18 protein-coding genes are annotated in these 19,303 nt (G+C 57.1%); 12 read left to right on the forward strand and 6 right to left on the reverse strand.

The window, feature by feature from the left end:
• Positions 1 to 133: 133 nt before the first annotated feature.
• From ACWJJK_RS11340 to htpX, 3 genes are all read right to left on the reverse strand, one after another.
• Entirely contained in the window at positions 134 to 973 is an 840-nt protein-coding gene (locus ACWJJK_RS11340) for an HDOD domain-containing protein (RefSeq protein WP_156881186.1), read from the reverse strand.
• Between the two features lie 28 nt (positions 974 to 1,001).
• On the reverse strand, positions 1,002 to 1,973 hold the full coding sequence (ygfZ, locus tag ACWJJK_RS11345) for a CAF17-like 4Fe-4S cluster assembly/insertion protein YgfZ (RefSeq protein ID WP_156881187.1): 972 nt from the start codon (positions 1,971 to 1,973) through the stop codon (positions 1,002 to 1,004).
• A gap of 77 nt (positions 1,974 to 2,050) precedes the next feature.
• Positions 2,051 to 2,944, reverse strand: coding sequence for a protease HtpX (htpX, locus tag ACWJJK_RS11350; RefSeq protein ID WP_205781108.1), 894 nt, complete (start codon positions 2,942 to 2,944; stop codon positions 2,051 to 2,053).
• A gap of 132 nt (positions 2,945 to 3,076) precedes the next feature.
• Between htpX and ACWJJK_RS11355 the strand changes: the two genes are divergently transcribed.
• The 4 genes from ACWJJK_RS11355 (at position 3,077) to ACWJJK_RS11370 (ending at position 8,156) form a co-directional block, all read left to right on the forward strand.
• Positions 3,077 to 4,195, forward strand: coding sequence for a PQQ-dependent sugar dehydrogenase (locus ACWJJK_RS11355; protein WP_077732301.1), 1,119 nt, complete (start codon positions 3,077 to 3,079; stop codon positions 4,193 to 4,195).
• Between the two features lie 35 nt (positions 4,196 to 4,230).
• Entirely contained in the window at positions 4,231 to 4,971 is a 741-nt protein-coding gene (locus tag ACWJJK_RS11360; protein ID WP_077732302.1) for a class I SAM-dependent methyltransferase, read from the forward strand.
• On the forward strand, positions 4,962 to 6,341 hold the full coding sequence (gene radA, locus ACWJJK_RS11365) for a DNA repair protein RadA (RefSeq protein WP_454129028.1): 1,380 nt from the start codon (positions 4,962 to 4,964) through the stop codon (positions 6,339 to 6,341). Before ACWJJK_RS11360 ends, radA begins: the two co-directional genes overlap by 10 nt.
• A 1,083-nt stretch (positions 6,342 to 7,424) precedes the next feature.
• Positions 7,425 to 8,156, forward strand: a complete 732-nt coding sequence (locus ACWJJK_RS11370; protein WP_156881188.1) for a class I SAM-dependent methyltransferase — start codon at positions 7,425 to 7,427, stop codon at positions 8,154 to 8,156.
• 279 nt (positions 8,157 to 8,435) lie between these two features.
• Here ACWJJK_RS11370 and ACWJJK_RS11375 read toward each other — a convergent pair whose 3' ends face one another.
• The 3 genes from ACWJJK_RS11375 to ACWJJK_RS11385 are packed head-to-tail and all read right to left on the reverse strand — an operon-like array spanning position 8,436 to position 9,755.
• Positions 8,436 to 8,801, reverse strand: a complete 366-nt coding sequence (locus ACWJJK_RS11375; protein ID WP_454129041.1) for a transposase — start codon at positions 8,799 to 8,801, stop codon at positions 8,436 to 8,438.
• Entirely contained in the window at positions 8,737 to 9,117 is a 381-nt protein-coding gene (locus ACWJJK_RS11380) for a PilZ domain-containing protein (protein ID WP_077732537.1), read from the reverse strand. The genes ACWJJK_RS11375 and ACWJJK_RS11380 overlap by 65 nt, the downstream gene beginning before the upstream one ends.
• A 17-nt stretch (positions 9,118 to 9,134) precedes the next feature.
• Positions 9,135 to 9,755, reverse strand: coding sequence for an FHA domain-containing protein (locus ACWJJK_RS11385; RefSeq protein ID WP_077732538.1), 621 nt, complete (start codon positions 9,753 to 9,755; stop codon positions 9,135 to 9,137).
• 313 nt (positions 9,756 to 10,068) lie between these two features.
• Here ACWJJK_RS11385 and ACWJJK_RS11390 point away from each other — a divergent pair, with 313 nt between their 5' ends.
• From ACWJJK_RS11390 to fliI, 8 genes are all read left to right on the forward strand, one after another.
• A complete protein-coding gene (locus tag ACWJJK_RS11390) occupies positions 10,069 to 11,475 on the forward strand; it encodes a sigma 54-interacting transcriptional regulator (protein WP_086134751.1) in 1,407 nt (468 codons plus the stop codon).
• A 110-nt stretch (positions 11,476 to 11,585) separates the two neighbouring features.
• On the forward strand, positions 11,586 to 12,803 hold the full coding sequence (locus tag ACWJJK_RS11395; RefSeq protein ID WP_245245566.1) for a sensor histidine kinase: 1,218 nt from the start codon (positions 11,586 to 11,588) through the stop codon (positions 12,801 to 12,803).
• Positions 12,787 to 14,130 carry a sigma-54-dependent transcriptional regulator gene (locus ACWJJK_RS11400; protein WP_454129029.1) on the forward strand — a complete coding sequence of 448 codons (1,344 nt, stop codon included), beginning with the start codon at positions 12,787 to 12,789 and terminating at the stop codon, positions 14,128 to 14,130. Before ACWJJK_RS11395 ends, ACWJJK_RS11400 begins: the two co-directional genes overlap by 17 nt.
• A gap of 53 nt (positions 14,131 to 14,183) precedes the next feature.
• Positions 14,184 to 14,495, forward strand: a complete 312-nt coding sequence (gene fliE / locus ACWJJK_RS11405) for a flagellar hook-basal body complex protein FliE (RefSeq protein ID WP_077732541.1) — start codon at positions 14,184 to 14,186, stop codon at positions 14,493 to 14,495.
• A gap of 20 nt (positions 14,496 to 14,515) precedes the next feature.
• Positions 14,516 to 16,222, forward strand: a complete 1,707-nt coding sequence (fliF, locus tag ACWJJK_RS11410) for a flagellar basal-body MS-ring/collar protein FliF (RefSeq protein WP_077732542.1) — start codon at positions 14,516 to 14,518, stop codon at positions 16,220 to 16,222.
• Positions 16,215 to 17,222 (forward strand): flagellar motor switch protein FliG, encoded by a 1,008-nt coding sequence (gene fliG / locus ACWJJK_RS11415; RefSeq protein WP_077732543.1) that lies wholly within the window; start codon positions 16,215 to 16,217, stop codon positions 17,220 to 17,222. Before fliF ends, fliG begins: the two co-directional genes overlap by 8 nt.
• On the forward strand, positions 17,209 to 17,916 hold the full coding sequence (gene fliH, locus ACWJJK_RS11420; RefSeq protein WP_077732544.1) for a flagellar assembly protein FliH: 708 nt from the start codon (positions 17,209 to 17,211) through the stop codon (positions 17,914 to 17,916). Before fliG ends, fliH begins: the two co-directional genes overlap by 14 nt.
• On the forward strand, positions 17,913 to 19,274 hold the full coding sequence (fliI, locus tag ACWJJK_RS11425) for a flagellar protein export ATPase FliI (protein WP_077732545.1): 1,362 nt from the start codon (positions 17,913 to 17,915) through the stop codon (positions 19,272 to 19,274). The genes fliH and fliI overlap by 4 nt, the downstream gene beginning before the upstream one ends.
• Positions 19,275 to 19,303 lie beyond the last annotated feature (29 nt).

Genomic DNA, 19,303 nt, shown 5'->3' on the forward strand with positions numbered 1-19,303 from the left:
CTATGGCGGACTCGCCGGCAAAAGATTGCCGGCCTACGAACTTGTGTCGCCATGTAGGTCGGGAATCCCTTCCCGACGCAAAGCCGGTCGACAAACGGGTTTGTCGGCAAAGGATTGCCGACCTACTTTGCGCTTACGCAAACAGTTGCTGTGCTTCTTCGACTTCGGCGGCGACGCCTTCGATTTCCAGGACTTCGATTTCGGGATCGAGTCCGAGCTTGGTGAAGGCCGGGACGCCCGAAAGGTCGACATCGGGCGCTGCCTTCGTGCCCATCACGCTTTCCAGATAAGCGACCTGCACCAGATCCACATAATCCGGCGCGGGGTTGCCGCCTCTCTCGAAATCCCTATATTCCCAGGCCGCACGACTCAAACTGTCCGGGAGCCCCCAAGTTTCCATGATGATTTTGCCGATCTGGGTGTGCAAATTCTCGAGGTGGCTTTCCAGCACCGCATCATCTTCCAATAGTTCGGAAAACTTTTCCGCCAACGCGAGGATCGGCAGTTTACCGATCTGATGAACAAGCCCGGCAAGCATGGCTTGGTCGGGATCCAGCGGACGGGCGCGCAACGCCAAAGCGCGGCTCACGGCGGCGACATTGAGACTGTGTTGCCAAATGTCGTGAAAACGGCTTTCCAACAACAGGGAAGTGGGTTTGAAAACTTGCTTCATCGCCAAATTCATCACCAAACTGCGTATGGTGTTATGTCCCATTCGGGTGATGGCGGCTTGAAGATTGTCGATTTTCTGTCTGGCCCTGTAGAGCGGACTGTTGGCGATTTGCAGGAGCCGCGCGGAAAGCGCCGGATCGGACGAAATCGTTTTTGCTATCTCGGCATCCGACGCGTTGTCCTTGTTGATCGCTTGGCGAACCTTGAGGGCGACTTCAGGAATCGTGGGCAATTGCAATTTATCGTTCTCGATCGCGGCTTTGATGTAATCGAGAAAGACCTGCTCGTTTCTTAGGTCCATATTTGACTGAACTCTATCCGCATTATTGTTATGGAACGTCGAAAGTATAGGGCAAAGTCAGAAACTCGGCGGCCGGACCGTCGGGTCGAAAGAGCCGGAGATCGGCATCTGGAGAGCGGTCGAGAGGCAGAACCGCCAGCAATTGAAAACTCCGCTCCGCTTCAGGCGCCGCAGCGACGACTTGCCCGACCCGCTGCCCATCGGCTTCGCCGGACTGATAGAGCGGATCGCCGGGCTTGGGCTCGTGCTCGCTGATCGTTCGAAGACGAAACATCCGTCGTTTCAGGTGCCCGAGAAAGTGCGTCCGTGCCACGACCTCCTGCCCGGTATAGCAACCCTTGCGATAGCTGACGCCGCCCAGAATATCGAGATTGAGCATCTGCGGGAGGAATTCCTCGCTGGTCACCTGCGTTTCGCTCGGAAGACCGTCTTCGATTTCCTTCAAGCGCCACGCACCGGAACTGACCAGGCTGTAATCCGATGACGACAGGAGACCTTCCCAGAGTCGCTTGGCGGTCTCGTTCGGTGCGGCAATCAGAATGCGCGCGGAGCTTTGGTCGACGCGGACCGCCAGCACGTCGCCGCCCTGGCCATCGAGAAGCCCGGAGCCGGGCCGGAAAAGCCCGATGAATCCCCAGTGCGGCGTCAGATTTTCTATGGAAACTTTCGAGCGCAGCACATACATGCGAAGGCGCTTGTGTATCGCCTCCACCAAATCGGCCGGCACAAAGAGGTAATAACCTTCGACGCGGCGAAGGACACGGAAGCTCGCTATGACGCGGCCCTTGGGATTACAAAAAGCTCCGAGCCCGGATTCGTCGAACCCAAGGCTGGCGATATCGCAAGTCGATTGGCCTTGCAGAAAAGTCTCCGCATCGACGCCGGAAACCCGCAACAAGCCTAAATCGGCCAAACCGCAAAACGCCGATCCTTCGCCCTTTGCCCGAAAATCGGCGGTAGCCTCGCTTTCGCTCAGTAGGTCCGACCATTCGATGCTCATGGATGTAGTCCCGTGGTCAATCGATAAAAAAGCCCGCCCGGATGGGGTTCTCGGGCGGGCGGCAAGGGCGCTTTACGTTAGCGCAGATTCTGCAGAGCGGCGATACGCTCCTCCAGCGGAGGATGGCTCATGAAGAGTTTCTTGAAGCCGTAGCCTAAACCGCCGTTGATTCCAAACGCAGCGAACTCGCCGGGCAAATCTCTATGGTCATGGGCTCGCTGCAAGGCCCTCAGGGCTCCGATCATCCTGTTCTGACCGGCCAGGCGCGCGCCGCCGGCATCGGCGCGAAACTCGCGCCAGCGGGAGAACCACATGACAACCATCGTCGCCAGAATGGAGAGGAATATTTGCGCCACAATTTGCGTCAAATAATAGGCCGGTCCATACCCGCCACGGTCATCTTCCGAGCGGAACACCACCCGGTCGATGAGATGGCCCGCGATGGAGGCGAAGAAGTAGACGAACGTATTCACTACGCCCTGAATAAGGCCCAGGGTGACCATATCGCCGTTGGCCACGTGACTGATCTCGTGTCCCAAAACGGCTTCCACTTCATCGGCATTCATGTGGTGCATAAGACCGGTGCTGACGGCGACGAGAGCATCGTTCTTGTTCATGCCGGTCGCGAACGCATTGGGCTCCGGGGAATCGAAAATCCCTACCTCGGGCATGCCGATGCCGGCCTGCTGCGCGTGGCGCCGGACAGTGTCGACCAGCCAGCGCTCGGTTTGATTGGTCGGTTGCTCGATCACGTAGACGCCCATGGATTGTTTGGCCATCCATTTGGACATCATCAGCGAAATGAAGGAGCCGCTCATGCCGATGATGGCGGACATCAGGAGCAAGCTGTCGAGGTTCAGATGAACGCCGCGCTGGGTGAGAAAGTTGCCGAGCCCCAAGACATGGAAAATGATGCTGATCAGAAGCAGTACCGCGGCGTTAGTGAGCAGAAAGAGAAATATGCGCATGATTGTCGGTCACCTATGGAAATCGTGGGTGTTACCATATTTGGAGGCGAAGCATTAAAAATCAAGTCGTTCGCCGTAAACACAATTTTGCCCTCCAAGCCTTTCATGAATCTTTCAGCTCATTGAGGGAGACGTATGGACGTAAGAGAACATTCTTGGCTGAAGCTCGCGGCGTGTGCGCTCGGTTTGACGGTCTGCGCCGAAGTCCGGGCCGAAGCGCTGTTGAGCGAGATCAAGCTCCCTCCCGGTTTTCGAATCGCGCTCTACACCGATCAGACGCCCAACGCCAGGTCTTTGGCTTTGGGGAACGACGGTACCGTATATGTAGGCAGCATGGAGGAGGGCAAGGTTTACGCAGTGCGCGATCGGGACGGCGATGGCAAAGCCGATCAGGTCCAGGTGCTGGCCGAGAACTTGAACATGCCGAACGGCATCGCTTATGTCGATGGCGACCTGTATGTTGCGGAGATTCCGCGCATTCTGAGGTTCAAGGACATCGGGCGGCAGGTATCGAACCCACCCAAGCCGGAGATCGTCTTCGACCGCTATCCCGAGGATGTGCACCACGGCTGGAAATATCTGCGAGTGGGACCGGACGGGAAGCTTTATGCCCCCGTGGGCGCTCCCTGCAATGTCTGCCTTTCCGAAAAAGACATTTACGCGACGCTGACGCGATTGGACAAGGACGGCTCGAACTTCGAAATTTATGCTCGCGGCATCCGCAATACCGTCGGTTTCGACTGGCATCCGGAAACGAAAGAACTGTGGTTGAACGAGAACGGACGCGACTGGATGGGCGACGACGTGCCGCCCGATGAGCTGAATCATGCGCCGAAACCGGGGCTGCATTTCGGATTTCCGCATTGCCATGGCAAGGACATCGTCGATCCGTCTTTCGGCAAAGGGAAATCCTGCGCCGAATTCGAGTCGCCCGCGTGGACGTATCCGGCCCACGTCGCACCGCTCGGCATGCGCTTTTACACCGGCAAGCAATTTCCGGCCGAATATCGGGGCCAGCTTTTCGTCGCCCAGCACGGTTCATGGAATCGAAGTGCGCCCGTCGGCTATCGGGTCGTGATGGTCGAATTCCGCGGGGGAAAACCCGTCAACGACAAGATTTTCGCGGAAGGCTGGTTGCGGCCCAACGGCGAAGTCCTCGGCCGACCGGTGGATGTCTTGGAAATGCCCGATGGAGCGCTATTGGTATCGGACGATAAGGCCGGGGCGATTTACCGCATTGTTTATCGACCGTGAACCGATGCTTAATTTGTAACTCTTAATGATCGATCATGAATGAAGTGACTGCTGAAAAACTTTTTTCCGGCCCGATCGGGGAAGAATACGAAATGCTAAAGCGGATTTGTCCCGCGGCGGCCGACATGAGCCGGCGAGTCGGCGAGTTCGTGGCCGGCTGGACGCCCAAGGTTTCGACGGAATCGTTAAATTTGCTTGAACTCGGCTGCGGCACCGGCGTGACGACTATGAATCTCATCCGCGCACGATCCGATGCGATGATTACTGCGGTCGACAACGAATCCACCATGTTGAGCCAAGCGCGTCGGAATCTGGCCGGCGTTTTGGAGCATGGACGCCTGCGACTGGTCGAAAACGATGCTCTGTCCTATCTACAGGGAGTGCCGTCGGCAAGCATAGACGTCGCCGCCTCGGCCTATACGCTGCACAACTTTCTGAATAGCTATCGTGTCCGAGTGCTCGAAGAAATCTTTCGCGTTCTAAAGCCGGGAGGGGTATTCGTCAACGGCGATCGCTATGCCCTGGACGATTCCCTGACCCATCTGCAGTCGACTCAGGAAGAGGTAAGGCAATACTTCCGTACGTTTACCGAGCTTAACCGCATCGACCTTTTGGAACAGTGGATCGTTCACCTTTTCAGCGACGAATCTCCCGATCACGTCATGCCTCTCGATAAGGGTTTGGGCGCCATGCGCGAGATCGGCTTCGATGCGGTGACGGTGCATTTTCGGCAGGATGTGAACGCTTTGGTCAGCGGGGGTAAACCGTGGCCGTAAGCCGTACCAAAGACCGGAAGATCGTGTTTCGCTGTACCGAGTGCGGGCACGCTCAAACCAAGTGGTCCGGACAGTGTCCGGCCTGCAATTCCTGGAATTCGATGGTGGAAGGCGTGGAGGATCGGGTGGCGCCGCCCGCCTCGCGCTTCTCGGGCTATGCAGGGGCCTCCGAACGCGCGTCTCCCGTCTCGCTCGCGGAGGTCGAAGCGGAAGAAATTTTCAGAACGCCGACCGGCATCGAAGAATTCGACAGAGTCTTGGGCGGCGGACTGGTCACAGGTTCCGCCATCCTGATCGGCGGCGATCCCGGTATCGGCAAATCGACCCTCTTGCTGCAAACCCTCGCTACCTTGAGCGAACGCCAGCGGGTGCTCTATGTGACCGGCGAAGAATCCATAAGGCAGGTAAGCCTTCGCGCCAAGCGGCTGCAACTGTCTTGCGCCGGCGTGCAGATCATTGCCGAAACCTCGCTGGAGCGGATCTTGGCCGTTGCATCGGAGGCCCGGCCGGACGTTCTGGTCATCGATTCGATCCAAACCACGTTCAGCGAAATTCTGCAATCGGCGCCGGGCTCCGTGGCTCAGGTGAGGGAGTGTGCTGCACAATTGGTTCGATATGCCAAGCAGACGCCGACGACCGTATTCCTCGTCGGTCATGTCACCAAGGAAGGCGCCCTGGCGGGCCCCCGCGTGCTGGAGCACATGGTGGATACCGTGCTTTATTTCGAGGGCGATTCGAGTAGCCGGTTTCGGGTTATTCGGGCGTTCAAGAACCGCTTCGGCGCGGTCAACGAGCTTGGCGTATTCGCCATGACCGAAACCGGGCTCAGAGAGGTGCGCAATCCTTCGGCGCTATTCTTGTCGCGCGGCGAGGAAGACGCTCCCGGCAGCGTCGTGATGGTGATGCGCGAAGGCAGCCGGCCTCTTCTGGTGGAAGTTCAAGCCTTGGTCGATGAGTCCCATTCGCCGACACCGCGCCGGGTCGCCGTGGGCATGGAACAAAATCGGCTGGCCATGCTGTTGGCGGTGCTCCATAGGCACGGTGGAATCCCTTTGTTCAATCAGGACGTTTTCGTCAATATGGTGGGTGGGCTGCGCCTTACCGAAACCGCGGGCGATCTGGCGGTGGCCTTGGCGGTCGTGTCCAGCTACCGGGACCGTCCCATTCCGAAGGACTGGGTGGTATTCGGGGAATTGGGACTCAACGGCGAGGTCAGGCCGGTTCAAAACGGCGAGGAAAGGCTCAAGGAGGCCGCAAAACACGGGTTCACCCATGCCTTGGCGCCCGCCAAGAATGTCGCGAAAGGGGGAATCAAGAATTTGGAGATCGTGCCGGTAAGAAGTCTGCGCGATGCCCTGGCCGCGTTGTGATCGAGAACGATGCGGCTCGTGCCGGACCATCCCTGTCCGCACACTGGGGGCTGTTCCGCCGTGCAGATCGGCACAAATTCTCCAGGAGAGAATTGGGACGCGACGCGCCCGGTAGGGTGGAAAACAGGGATACTTTTCATCAATCCTGCCGATTTGTCGTTCCTCACTTCGTCCTACCGGCTGACCTCACCAAGATACTATTAACCCGGCCTATAAATATAGGCCGGGTTAATCCGGGGCAGGGATGCCCCGGCGCGGCGACAAGCCGCGTGAGCCCAGGCCGGGCGTGTACCGGCCTGGGCGGCGGCCCGAAATACCAGGAGGGTATTTACGGGCCTGATTAATAACGAACGCTCCTAGAGCCGAGGAGTTCCTTTGCTTTCTCAGGAGAACCGGCTTAAAGCAGATCATGGGTGGAATTCATTAGTTCCCGAAATCTGCGATTCAGCACGTAGCCTGGATGGAGTGAAACGGAATCCAGGAGGAGTGGTCGATGAACGAGACGGCATAAGCCCTGGATGCTACTTCGTTTCATCCAGGCTATGCTTGCTCTCAGCGTTTCCTCGACCGGCGGTTCGCCGCTGTTCTGGTGCTCCGGCAGGATTGGCAATTTCCGAAAAGACCGGACCGTCTCCTGCCGGCTCGCCATAGCGCTAGCCGATTTGGGAAACGATGCGCCCAGGGAGGTAGGCTGTCAATGTCGGACATTGCGAGTGTAAGAGTAAACCAGCCCATATCCGAGGCCGGTATCGACTCGGTCGATCAAGCACTACCGAAGCCGGACGGTCGGACTTTTGCAATTCGCTTCAGATTTCTTTATGCGGCGCGGCTTGGCAAAACGCAAGGAGTCGAAATCAAAATCAAGCATAAAAAAACCTGACCTGACCACACTCCTGTAGCCCAGCTCGAAACGGACGATTTTAAAGCCGTCAGTCCGAGAAAAACCGATATCCGGATTATTCAGATTTCCCGATTAAACACTGAATTTGACGCGGCGAAAGACCTCATATATTGTCCGGGTTCAGATTCAATGTCGGTTTTTGGAGGCGATTTCACATCGGGCAACTACTTAGGAGTGACAAAATGGACCTGATTCAGAGTCGAGAAAAAGAGTGCGAAGTAATCGTAGACTACATCAAGGCACAATCGACTTCCGCGAAGCCGCTGGAGATACTGGAAGCGGGTTGTGGCCGGAGATGGCAATTGAATCTTAACGGGGTCGAATATGTATTAACCGGCGTTGACCTCGACGCAGCCGCGCTAAAGATGAGAAAGGACGATATCGGCGATCTCGATATAGCGGTTGAAGGAGACCTACGCTCGGTACAACTTCCCGAGCATCACTACGATGTGATCTACAGCTCGTATGTCCTCGAGCACATTAAGGGCGCAGAGCAGGTACTAAACAACCTCAGCCGATGGGTCAAGCCCGGCGGAATCATCGTTATTCGCATACCAGACCCCCATTCCGTTCATGGGTTTATAACCCGCATGACACCGCATTGGTTTCATGTGCTTTATTACCGCATTTTCCTGGGTTTCCGGAACGCTGGCAAACCGGGCTATGAACCCTATCCGGTTCATTACGATCCGGTGGTTTCACGGCGCGGCATATGGGACTTTTGTAAGAAAAATGAGTTTACCGTCCTAGCGGAATACGGCGACGGCTACATGAGACCCGGCAAAGGTGTCTTTCGGCTGCTGATCCACTCCGTAAAGGTAGTAGGCAGCATTTTGTCCTTTGGCGCCCTTAGCTCCAGGTACAGCAATCTTCTGTACATTGTGCAGAAACAGCAGGCGGCGCAGCCGATCTGAGTAGGCCGGACTTTCGTTAGTGGCCGCAGATTTGTGGATGTTTACTTAGACGGCCGAAACCCGACGTCAGATAAAAAACTGACCGTACGGCGTGCCCCGGCTTGAAAAGAAGATTTTCATAGTCGCTGACTCACGAAAAATCCATATCCGGCTTATTCTGGTTTTGTCAATCAGCCGCCAAAATGACGCCAAGGAAGGCGTTGATATGGTCCGGTTCCCAATTCGATTTTAGTTTTCCGGGGCCGACTTTTCGTCCGACGTCTAGTACTACAGCCGCAGTTATGGTGGATGACCGCGACAGCGGCGTCGGTAATGGCACTGCCGGCGCTCCACTGATGCCGGTGCCACCAGCTTGACTAGGCCAAGACGTGTCTGGCTGTTCTCGATGCGACCGGCCGTGTCGCTGTATTGCCGCTTCACGCCAACCGAGTGGATGCCATTCTTCAGAGAGCCCGTCTCGTCCACCATCAGCACCGCCTCCGGGTCGGCCAACGGTTTCACCAGGTAAGCCCTCATGGTGGCCTCCTCAGTCGAGTACCATGCCTCGTTAGACCAACAACTGCGGCTGTAGTACAGAGGGTTAATGGTCCGAGCTCGACGCCAGCGCCTGTAAATCTCGCTCGAGCAGTTCCTCGTCGCCCAGATTGAGTTCGACCAACCTCTTCAGCGCGGAAATGCTGTCCAGGTCCGTACGTTGGCACACGAGGCCGATCTTCGTTCCGCTGCGGTGGGCTAAGGAAACGCCCATCAAGATGCGAACCGTCCCGCTCAGATCGATGCGGAGTTCATAGATATAGTCTGGATCAAGGGGTCGGTCCGCATCGAGCTCGATCAGACAGCCCTTGAGCGAAAGGTCCAGGATTTTGCAGGGAAAGCTGTCATCTTTATGAAATAGCGTGGCGGGCGCGTCATGAGCTATACGATGAAAATGGCGTTTTTCCGAACGCCTGATGCTGGACATTAAGCAGCTCCGTGCGGTTACTCTTGAAAGAATTGCATTAGGGATTCATTGACCTTGATGAGATCGCCGTCGTTCAAGAGCACGGCCTGATCCTTTACGGGCTTGTCGTTGATGGTCAGCGAGGTGCCGTCCGCCAAAGGCGAAATAAAATACCCGCTCTTGCGCTTGGCGATGATGACCACGCCGGAGCCTTCTTTTCCGAGACGAACCAAAGATTTCTTCAATGGTATCACCAGCCCGATCTGCCGTCCGTTCAACACCTGCAAGCTGCCATTGAAAAATTTGGCATCGGCGTCTGTCCAGACTTCCGGTTCCGACTCGGCGTCCGCTTGCCTCTCCGATCTGAAGATCTCTTCCTTGGTGAAGAAAATCACATGTTTGCCGACGGTAATTCGGTCGCCGTGACCGAGCGCATGTTCGGCGATCTTTTTGTCATTGACGAAAACAGGAAACTCGCTATCGACTTCGCGAATGATATTTTGTTCGGGCGTGGACTCGATAATCGCGTGTTGGGGCGCAACGGCCAGACTATCGATATGCAAGAGATTGGACGGATCGCGACCTATGCTGATCTCGCCCGGCCTAAGCGTGATGGCCTGGAGTGACTTGCCTCTGAATGTGAGCGTTAATTTGGCCATTAAAAAGCTCGCCTTGATACATAAAGTCGATTGTTGTCAAAAGTATACATGCTATTCCCTTGTCTCGTTCGCGTCACGTTAATATTTGTGTCGCTAATCGGCGACTCGGCTTTTTTCAAATAAATAAAAAATAGCTTATATCGCTATTTCCCGCTCGCTGAATTGATGCATTTCGATGTTCGCCTAAAAAACGTTCTGTTGACGACGATATTTTGACGGCTAAACTTTCAAGCCGTTTGTTGTTGCATATTTACCATACCATCCGAACCGGTCGACTCACGTTTCAGGGTCGGGCCATTGGAGAGCAAACTAGATGGGCTTGCGCCGAATTTTATTACTCCAAAGCGATAGCGCCTTGTTGACCGAACTGAGGATTATTCTTAGGTTCCTTGATTGTGAGGTCATCGCATGCGATTTGGATACCCTCAGAGACGAAACTGAACCGGAATTCGACGCAATCTTCGTCGGCGTGGACGACGACATCGAAAAGGTGGTTTTGCGGATCGTGGAGCTTTACAGGCAGGCGCCGCTTGTCCTAGTAATGGATAAGTCGCCGACAAGACCTTTGCCGGCCGGGCTGGAAAACAGAGCTTCCGCCGTATTGGCCTGGCCGACCAATCACGCGACGTTGAGCGCCTGCCTCGAAAAGATCAGCCGGGGAGCGCCGGAAGTGGTCAACGTCCGTCCTTCGGAGTTGTTTCGCAGCTTGACCGGCGCCAGCGCAGCCGTCCAACGCACGCGCAAACTCATTCAGCAAGTCGCTCCGTCCGACGCAACGGTTCTGATCTTAGGCGAGTCGGGCACCGGCAAAGAGGTTATCGCTCGCAACTTACATTATTACTCCGCCCGCCGAAGCAAGCCGTTCGTACCCGTGAATTGCGGCGCCATACCGGGTGAGCTGCTGGAAAGCGAGCTTTTCGGTCACGAGAAGGGCGCTTTCACCGGGGCGCTCAGTTCCCGCCAAGGACGTTTCGAAATGGCCGAAGGCGGCACGCTGTTTTTGGATGAAATCGGGGACATGCCCCTGTCGATGCAGGTAAAGTTGCTGCGAGTCTTGCAGGAGCGCTGCTTCGAGAGGGTAGGCAGCAATAGGACCATTCAGTGCGACGTACGCATCATCGCGGCGACTCACCGCAATCTGGAAGAGGAAATCGGCCGGAACCGATTTAGGGAAGATCTTTATTACCGTCTCAATGTCTTTCCGATCGATGTACCGTCGCTGCGCGAGCGACTGGAAGACGTACCGACTCTGGTCGAGGATCTTACCGCCCGTCTCAAAGCCGAAAAGCGGGGAGACATGCGGCTTACGCCGGCCGCTCTTCGGGTTTTGCAGCGGTACCATTGGCCAGGAAACGTACGTGAACTGGCCAATTTGATCGAGCGTCTGGCGATATTATTTCCAAACGGCGTCGTCGATGCGGCAGATTTGCCGGAAAAATTCCAACAGTATGTCAAACCGGAAGACGCCACGCTCAGGCGCGAGCCGAACGCCGAAAGTGTATCCGCTACCGATGGACTCGTCCTTGCCCGCTTGCCGGGAGAAGGTTTGGACTTGCGCGAGCATTTGAACAATCTGGAATGCGAGTTGATCAAGCAGGCCCTGGACGAGTGTAACGGCGTCGTGGCCCACGCCGCCAATCTTCTCAAAATGCGCCGCACGACTTTGGTCGAGAAGTTGCGCAAATACGGCTTGCGGGGAGAAGAGACGACGGTAATTTGACGTCCCTCCAAAAGGAGGCCGTCCAAGCCATTGTTTTTATGGGGCAACAAAGTGGCACTTTGATTGCTTCTCGCCGGTCAGGTTCAACTTTTACCGGACTCGGCGCTCCCTTGGTCAACCAAATTTTCGACAATGCCCAGCGCTTGCAGGATGCCTTCCAGGTATTCAATGCGCTTTCCGAGAATCTGACCCAGTCCTACCTCGACCTCGAAGCCCAAGTCGCGCGTCTCAGCGAAGAGCTCGCGGCTGCCCGAAGCGAGCGACTGAAAACCTTGGCCGAAAAAGAGTTATTGGCCAACCGCCTACAATTACTCCTGAAGACTCTGCCGGGCGGCGTGGTCGTGATCGACGGTCGCGGTCTGATCGTAGAGTACAACCCGGTTGCCGGGCTGTTTCTCGGCGAACCGCTTTTGGGACGGATGTGGCGCGACGTCCTGAATGCCTTGCCGATCGTCGAAAACCCCCACCAAAGACTCTTGCCCGATGGAAAAACCATAAGCCTTACCCTCAGCCCGCTCGGCGATGAACCGGGGCAAATCGTGCTCCTTACGGACGTAACGGAAATGCGCTCTCTCCAGGAGTGGGCGGATCATCAAAGGCGACTCTCGGCACTGGGGGAAATGGTGGCGAGCCTTGCCCATCAGGTGCGCACGCCTTTGGCAACCGCGCTGCTCTACGCCTCTCATCTCGCAAAATCCGATCTTGACGTTTCCCACCGCTCGAAATTTGCAGCCAAGCTGACCGAGCGGCTCCACCACTTGGAGCGTCAGGTCAACGATATGCTGACCTTCGCCCGGATGGGAACCTTGGCCAAGGAGCGGTTTTCGATCAGCGAGCTCATGACCAAGCTCATGGAAAACTGTGAGCCGTTGATGCAGGGCAAACCGATACGTTTCACGGTTGCCAACCGGTCCGACGAAGACGATCTGCACGGCAACGGCGACGCGCTCCTGGGCATACTGATCAACTTGGTCAGCAACGCCGTGGACGCCGTGGGCGGCGAGGGCAGCGTAACGGTCGTGGCGGATCGGCGCGAGCCTCGATATCTGGACATCAGCGTGTCGGACAACGGTCCTGGGATAGCCGAAAACATCAGAGCACGGATTTTCGAGCCGTTTTTCACAACCCGAGCCAACGGCACCGGACTCGGGTTGGCGATCGCCGAATACGTGGTCAAAGCGCATCTCGGGCGAATCTGGTGCGAATCCTCGGAGGGTTTTGGTACGACCTTTCGTATTCGACTGCCTTTAAGTCCTGGCGGCACGCCTTTGCCGGGCAACTTTTCCGGCCGTGCCGCCTTTATGGGAGGAGATGATGCAGCAAACTGACATTTTGATCGTCGAAGACGACCCCTCCTTGTCGGAGGCCTTGACGGATACTTTGGAAATCGCCGGTTATCGGACCATGGCCGCAGGGGATGGCGCGGAGGCGCTCGCCAAATTGGCAGAGTCGCAGGTAAGACTGGTGATCAGCGACGTGCAGATGCCTAAATTGCACGGACTGAGCTTGCTCGAACGCATCAGAGCGGACTATCCGGATGTTCCGGTCCTCCTCATGACCGCCTACGGCACTATCGAAAATGCGGTTCAAGCGATGCAGGCAGGAGCCTGCGACTATCTGGTCAAGCCCTTTGCGGCGGAAACCTTGGTCGAGCAGGTATCGCGACGTATCCTGCCGAAGCCGGAGAAAACAGACGGACGAGTGGCGGAAAGCCCGGCGATGAAAAAGCTGCTAGGCTTGGCGGCACGGATCGCGAAATCCGACGCAACGGTGCTCATTCAGGGTGAGAGCGGAACCGGCAAGGAAGTTCTGGCTCGCTATATCCATCAGAGTTCCCTTCGGCACGAGGGCCCTTTCGTGGCCATAAACTGTGCCGCGATCCCCGAAAACATGCTCGAGGCGGAGCTTTTCGGCTACGAGAAAGGCGCTTACACCGGAGCGGTCCAAACAGTGCCTGGGAAACTCGAAATGGCTCAAGGCGGCACCGTGCTGCTCGATGAAATATCCGAGATGAACCTGCCCCTGCAGGCGAAGTTGCTCAGGGTTCTCCAGGAACGCGAAGTCGAGCGTCTCGGCGGACGCAAGCCGCTCGCACTGGATATCCGCATATTGGCGACCACCAACCGGAATCCGAAAGAATGGATCAGCCGCGGGCTTTTCAGGGAAGACCTTTATTACCGCTTAAGCGTCTTTCCGCTGACCATCCCGCCGTTACGGGAACGGAAGGAAGACATTGTTCCGCTGGCGGAAGCCTTTGTCCGGCGTCACTGGCGTAGCGGCGAACCGTTACCTGAACTGAGCAAGGAAGCGGCCGATCGGCTGTCGGCCTACCGATGGCCGGGTAACGTGCGGGAGTTGGACAACTCGATTCAAAGAGCCTTGATACTCCAATCCGGCGGTCGCATCGCGCCCGAAGATCTGGTGTTCGAGGATGATCTCTACGGCAGCGACGGAATTTCGCCGGAGCCCGATTCATCCGCCGCCGACTCGCTGATGGGCGGCCTGCGGACCCACGAGGAAAAAATCATTCTGGATACGCTGAAGGAGCAGAACGGCAGCCGTAAATCGACTGCGGAGCGGCTGGGAATCAGCGAACGGACGCTCCGCTACAAGCTTGCCAAGATGCGCGAAGCCGGCCATCTGGCGGCCGTATAACGTTGGCGCGGATCATGCATTTATGGGCGTAGTGACAAAAAACGGGCATTACCATGAGCGAGCTCGATATCAATAAGGTTCTCACACAAATGCGCATCATGCGGGATCAGGCCCGCAGCACCGCATTGCCTACCGATAACGCGGTCGATTTTGGCACTTTGCTCAAGGATTCGATCGACAAGGTCAACGAAACTCAGCAGCAAGCCAACAAATTGGCGGAAGCGTTCGAGTCCGGCGCGACCGATGCCAATCTGTCGGAAGTGATGATCTCGCTGCAGAAAGCCAGTCTGTCGTTCCAGGCCATGGTACAGGTCAGGAACAAGCTTGTGGAGGCTTACAAGGACGTCATGAACATGCCCATGTAGTCCGGAAACGATAGCGCCAGATGGAACTCAGTCAAAGCGAAAGCAAAAACCTGGTGCCGGGCGGGCAAGCCGCGGTCGTCCAAAGCGAGAAATCGTCGCCGGTCCTCAGGACCTGGATGCGGATGCCGCGCGGCCGACAAATCGGCTTGATCGCCGCTCTCGCGTTCACGGTGGCGACGGCGATCGCCGTGCTGCTGTGGGCTAACAAAACCGAATATGCAACCTTGTTTTCCAACTTGGAGGAAAAGGAGGGCGGAGAAATCGTCGAAGCGTTGCAAAAACTCAACATACAACACCAGATCCAGCCGACGACCGGCGCCATATTGGTTCCGGCCGATCAGGTCCATGCGGTGCGATTGAAACTGGCCGGGATGGGGTTGCCCAAGGAAAGCGGTACCGGCTTCGAACTGTTGGAAAAACAGTCGGGTTTTGGCGCTAGCCAAATGGTTGAGGGCGCGCGGTATCAACGCGCTTTGGAGGGAGAGATTGCCCGTTCGATCACCACCATTCGGAATGTCAAATCGGCCCGCGTTCATCTGGCCTTGCCGAAAGAATCGGTATTCGTGCGGCAAGCTAAAAAACCCAGTGCTTCCGTTATGGTCGAATTGCATTCGGGACGCGGCCTGGAGCCGGGACAAGTGGAGGCTATCGTCCATCTAGTGGCGTCCAGCGTGCCGCAGTTGGAACCCGGACAAGTTACGGTCGTCGATCAGCGGGGGCATCTGCTCAATGCCAAGGACAACGGCAATGACCTATATCCGAACGCCAAGCAATTCGACTACAAAAAGCAGGTCGAGGAGCATCTCATCGAGCGTATCGAAAACATCTTGAGCCCGGTGGTCGGCAGGGATGGGCTTCGCACCCAGGTCACCGCTGATATCGATTTCACCGTCACCGAGCGCACTCAGGAAGTCTACAACCCGGACCTGCCCGCCTTGCGCAGCGAACAGACCAACGAGGAACAAAACAAAGGCTCGGCAGTGCAGGGCGTGCCAGGAGCCCTGTCGAATCAGCCGCCGCCTGCCGGTATCGCGCCTGAAACAACTGGCGCAGCGCAACCCGGGCAAAACCCTTCGGAGCCTCCTCTCAGCACCGTCAAAAGCGCTACCCGAAATTACGAACTGGACAAGACCATCAGTCACTCCCGTCTAGGGGCGGGTGTCATCCGCCGCATCACCGCCGCGGTGGTAGTCGACTATCAGCACGTTCCACAAGGCGATAATGGGGTGACTCTCCAACCCTACAGCGAGGAAGATCTGACTCGTTTCGCCAATCTGGTGAAGGAGGCCGTAGGGTACGATGCCGCGCGCGGAGACCGGGTTACCGTAACCAACGCGGCCTTCCGCAGCGAGATCGAAACTTTGCCGGTTGCGCCGGTTTGGGAGCAGGATTGGTTTTGGTCGATCGTCAAGCAAGCGGGAGCAGCGCTAATCGTGCTCGTGCTGGTCTTCGGCGTCCTTCGTCCGGCGGTGAAAGGCCTAGTGGGACGAGGCGAATCGTCCGGCGCCGATGCGAATGACATAGCGGATTCGGCTACTAAAGATGGCGCGATCGTCGATGCCCGCGAGCCACGCGAAATCTCAAAGGAGAACGAGGACGAAGAGCTGTTGATGCTGGAAGCGCCCGAAAGTCATGAAAAGCGCGTGGTTTTCGCGCAGAGGGCAGTGGATCAGGATCCAAAGCGCGTCGCGCAGGTCATCAAGAACTGGATGAACGTGAATGGCTGAAGCAGAGTCGAGCAGATTGGACGGGCCGCAGAGGGCCGCGCTGTTCTTTCTGACGGTCGGGCAGGATAGGGCGGCGGAAGTGCTCAAGCACATGTCGCCGAAAGAGGTTCAGCAAATCGGTGCGGCCATGGCTGAGCTTCGCAACATCACCATGCCAATGGTGGAAGACGTCCTCGGGAAATTCGTGGACGATATCCGCAACCAGACCGCCCTGGGCGTGAATTCGGAAGAATATATCCGCAATCTCCTTACCCAGGCCTTGGGAGCCGACAAGGCCAGCAGCGTTTGTGACCGTATCCTGTTGGGCCGCAACAGCAAGGGCCTGGAACAACTCAAATGGATGGACCCACGCGCCATCGCCGATCTGATCCGGCTCGAACACCCGCAAATCATCGCGATCATCTTGTCTCTATTGGACAGCGACCAAGCCGCGGAAACCCTCGGCTATCTCCCTGAACGGGCGCGGCCGGACCTCATCATGCGCGTGGCTACGCTCACCGGCGTACAGCCGGCGGCCCTTCGCGAGCTTGACGACATCATGGAAAGACAGCTGAGCGGGAATGCGAATGTCAAATCGTCGACACTCGGCGGCATCGAAACCGCGGCCAATATTCTCAATTTTATCGAGAGCACCGTCGAAGCCTCGATCATGGAGCAGATCAGCGAAGTCAATCCGGACCTCAGCCAAAAGATCCAGGACAAGATGTTCGTATTCGACGATCTGGTCGATATCGATGATCGGGGCATCCAGACCTTGCTTCGCGAAGTGTCGACGGATTCGTTATTGCTCGCGCTGCGCGGCGCCGATGACGCGCTGAAAGAAAAGATTTTCAGCAACATGTCGCGCCGGGCGGCAGAGATGTTGCGCGACGATTTGGAGGCCGCGCCCCCGGCCCGCTTAAGCGAGGTGGAGGCCGCACAAAAGGATATTCTAGCCATTGCAAGGCGCATGGCGGAGGCCGGCGAACTCTCGTTAGGCGGTAGCGATGAGCTCATTTAAAGGCTTCTCCGCAGAGGAGCTCGCTTCACTCGAACCGTGGAAGCTGCCGGTCATGGGCGAACCCGAAGAGGAATGTCCCGTGGTCGTGGTCGAGGAGGAAACGGACTATCCGGCGATGCCCACGGCGGAAGAAATCGAAGCGATGCAGAAGCAAGCTTATGAGGAAGCCCGCGCCGCTGGATTCAAAGAGGGTTCGGAGCAAGGCTATCGGGACGGTCGCGAAGAAGGTTACCGCCAGGGATACGACGAAGGACGCGTAAACGCAGCGTCTTTGGCCCAGCGCTTACAGGAATTGATCGACTGCTTGAGCGAACCGCTGGCCGAAGTGGGCGATCGCGTCGAGCAGGAACTGGTCGCGTTGGCGATTGCTGTCGCGAAGCAGCTCATTCGGCGAGAGCTGAAAACCGAGCCCGGCGAAATCATTGCCGTGGTGCGCGAAGCCATGGCAATCCTTCCTTCCAGTGCGCGGAAAATAGCGCTTCACTTGCATCCGGACGATGCGGAGCTGATTCGGTCTACACTCGCGCTGGACGAATTGGGGCCACGCTGGAAGGTCGTCGAAGATCCGCTCTTGACCCGCGGCGGCTGCCGGGTAACGACCGACACGTCTTACATCGACGCCACAGTCGAAAAACGCCTCGCATCGACAATCGCACGTTTATTCGGCGGCGAACGGGACGAGGATCGGTCATGACCAATCTCGCTCCGGCACCTAGACTCAAGGAATTGTGGGCCGCGAAACTGGCCAGTTACCGCGCGCGTCTCAACGAGCCGCCGGAATTGCTGGTGGAAGGCAAGCTGAGCCGTATGGTCGGCCTCACCCTTGAGGCAGTCGGCTGCCGAGCGGCCGTCGGAGCTCGTTGCCTGGTCAAGACAGCGCATGGAAACGGCGTGGAAGCGGAAGTTGTCGGTTTCGCAGGAGAGCGGATTTATTTGATGCCGACCGGCGATATCCAGGGTTTGGAGCCGGACTGCCGGGTCATACCGCTGACCAAAACCTCTTCCGTGCGAGTGGGCTTCGGTTTGCTCGGACGGGTGTTGGACGGGGCCGGCAAGCCATTGGACGGCAAGGGGCCTGTGCAGAGCGATTGCTCGATGCCGCTGACCGGGAGCGCGATCAATCCGCTGGCGCGGAAGCCGATCCGCGAGCCCTTGGATGTCGGGGTCCGCGCAATCAACGCCTTGCTCACTGTCGGCCGTGGACAGCGGCTCGGATTGTTTGCGGGAACGGGCGTTGGCAAGAGCAATCTGCTCGGCATGATGACCAAATACACGAATGCCGATGTAGTGGTGGTGGGCCTGATCGGCGAGCGGGGCAGAGAGGTTAACGAGTTCGTGCAGAAAATTCTGGGCGAAGAAGGACGCGCCAAGGCCGTCGTAATCGCAACCCCGGCGGATTACCCGCCTTTAATGCGCATGCACGGCGCTTTGTTGGCCACGAGCATAGCCGAGTTTTTTCGCAATCGAGGTCTCGATGTCCTGCTCTTGATGGATTCGCTGACCCGCTTTGCGCAGGCGCAACGCGAGATCGCTCTGGCGATCGACGAGCCGCCCGCCACCAAGGGCTATCCTCCCTCGGTATTCGCAAAACTGCCGCAACTCGTGGAGCGGGCGGGAAACGGGAACGAAGGGGAAGGGTCGATCACTGCCTTCTATACCGTGCTCGCCGAAGGCGACGATGCCAACGACCCCATCGCCGACGCGGCGCGCGGAATACTGGACGGCCATATCGTGCTGTCGCGTGCCTTGGCTGACTCCGGGCATTATCCTGCCATCGATATCGAAGCCTCGATCAGCCGCGTGATGACGGACATTGCCGATGATCGGCATATGCAACTTGCCAGGCGTCTAAAACGCCTATACTCCCTCTATCAACAAAATCGCGATCTGATCACCGTGGGGGCCTATCACAAGGGATCCGATCCGCGTATCGATGAAGCCATCGCCATGAATCCAGGCATCATGAGTTTTCTGCAACAGGATCTGCACGAGGCGGTCGGCTTCGAAAGAAGCCTCGACGATTTGGAAAAATTATTGGGCGCATCCGCGTAACGACATCCGGCATGCCTCACAACTTCAGA

It is taken from the genome of Methylocaldum gracile (assembly GCF_053646815.1).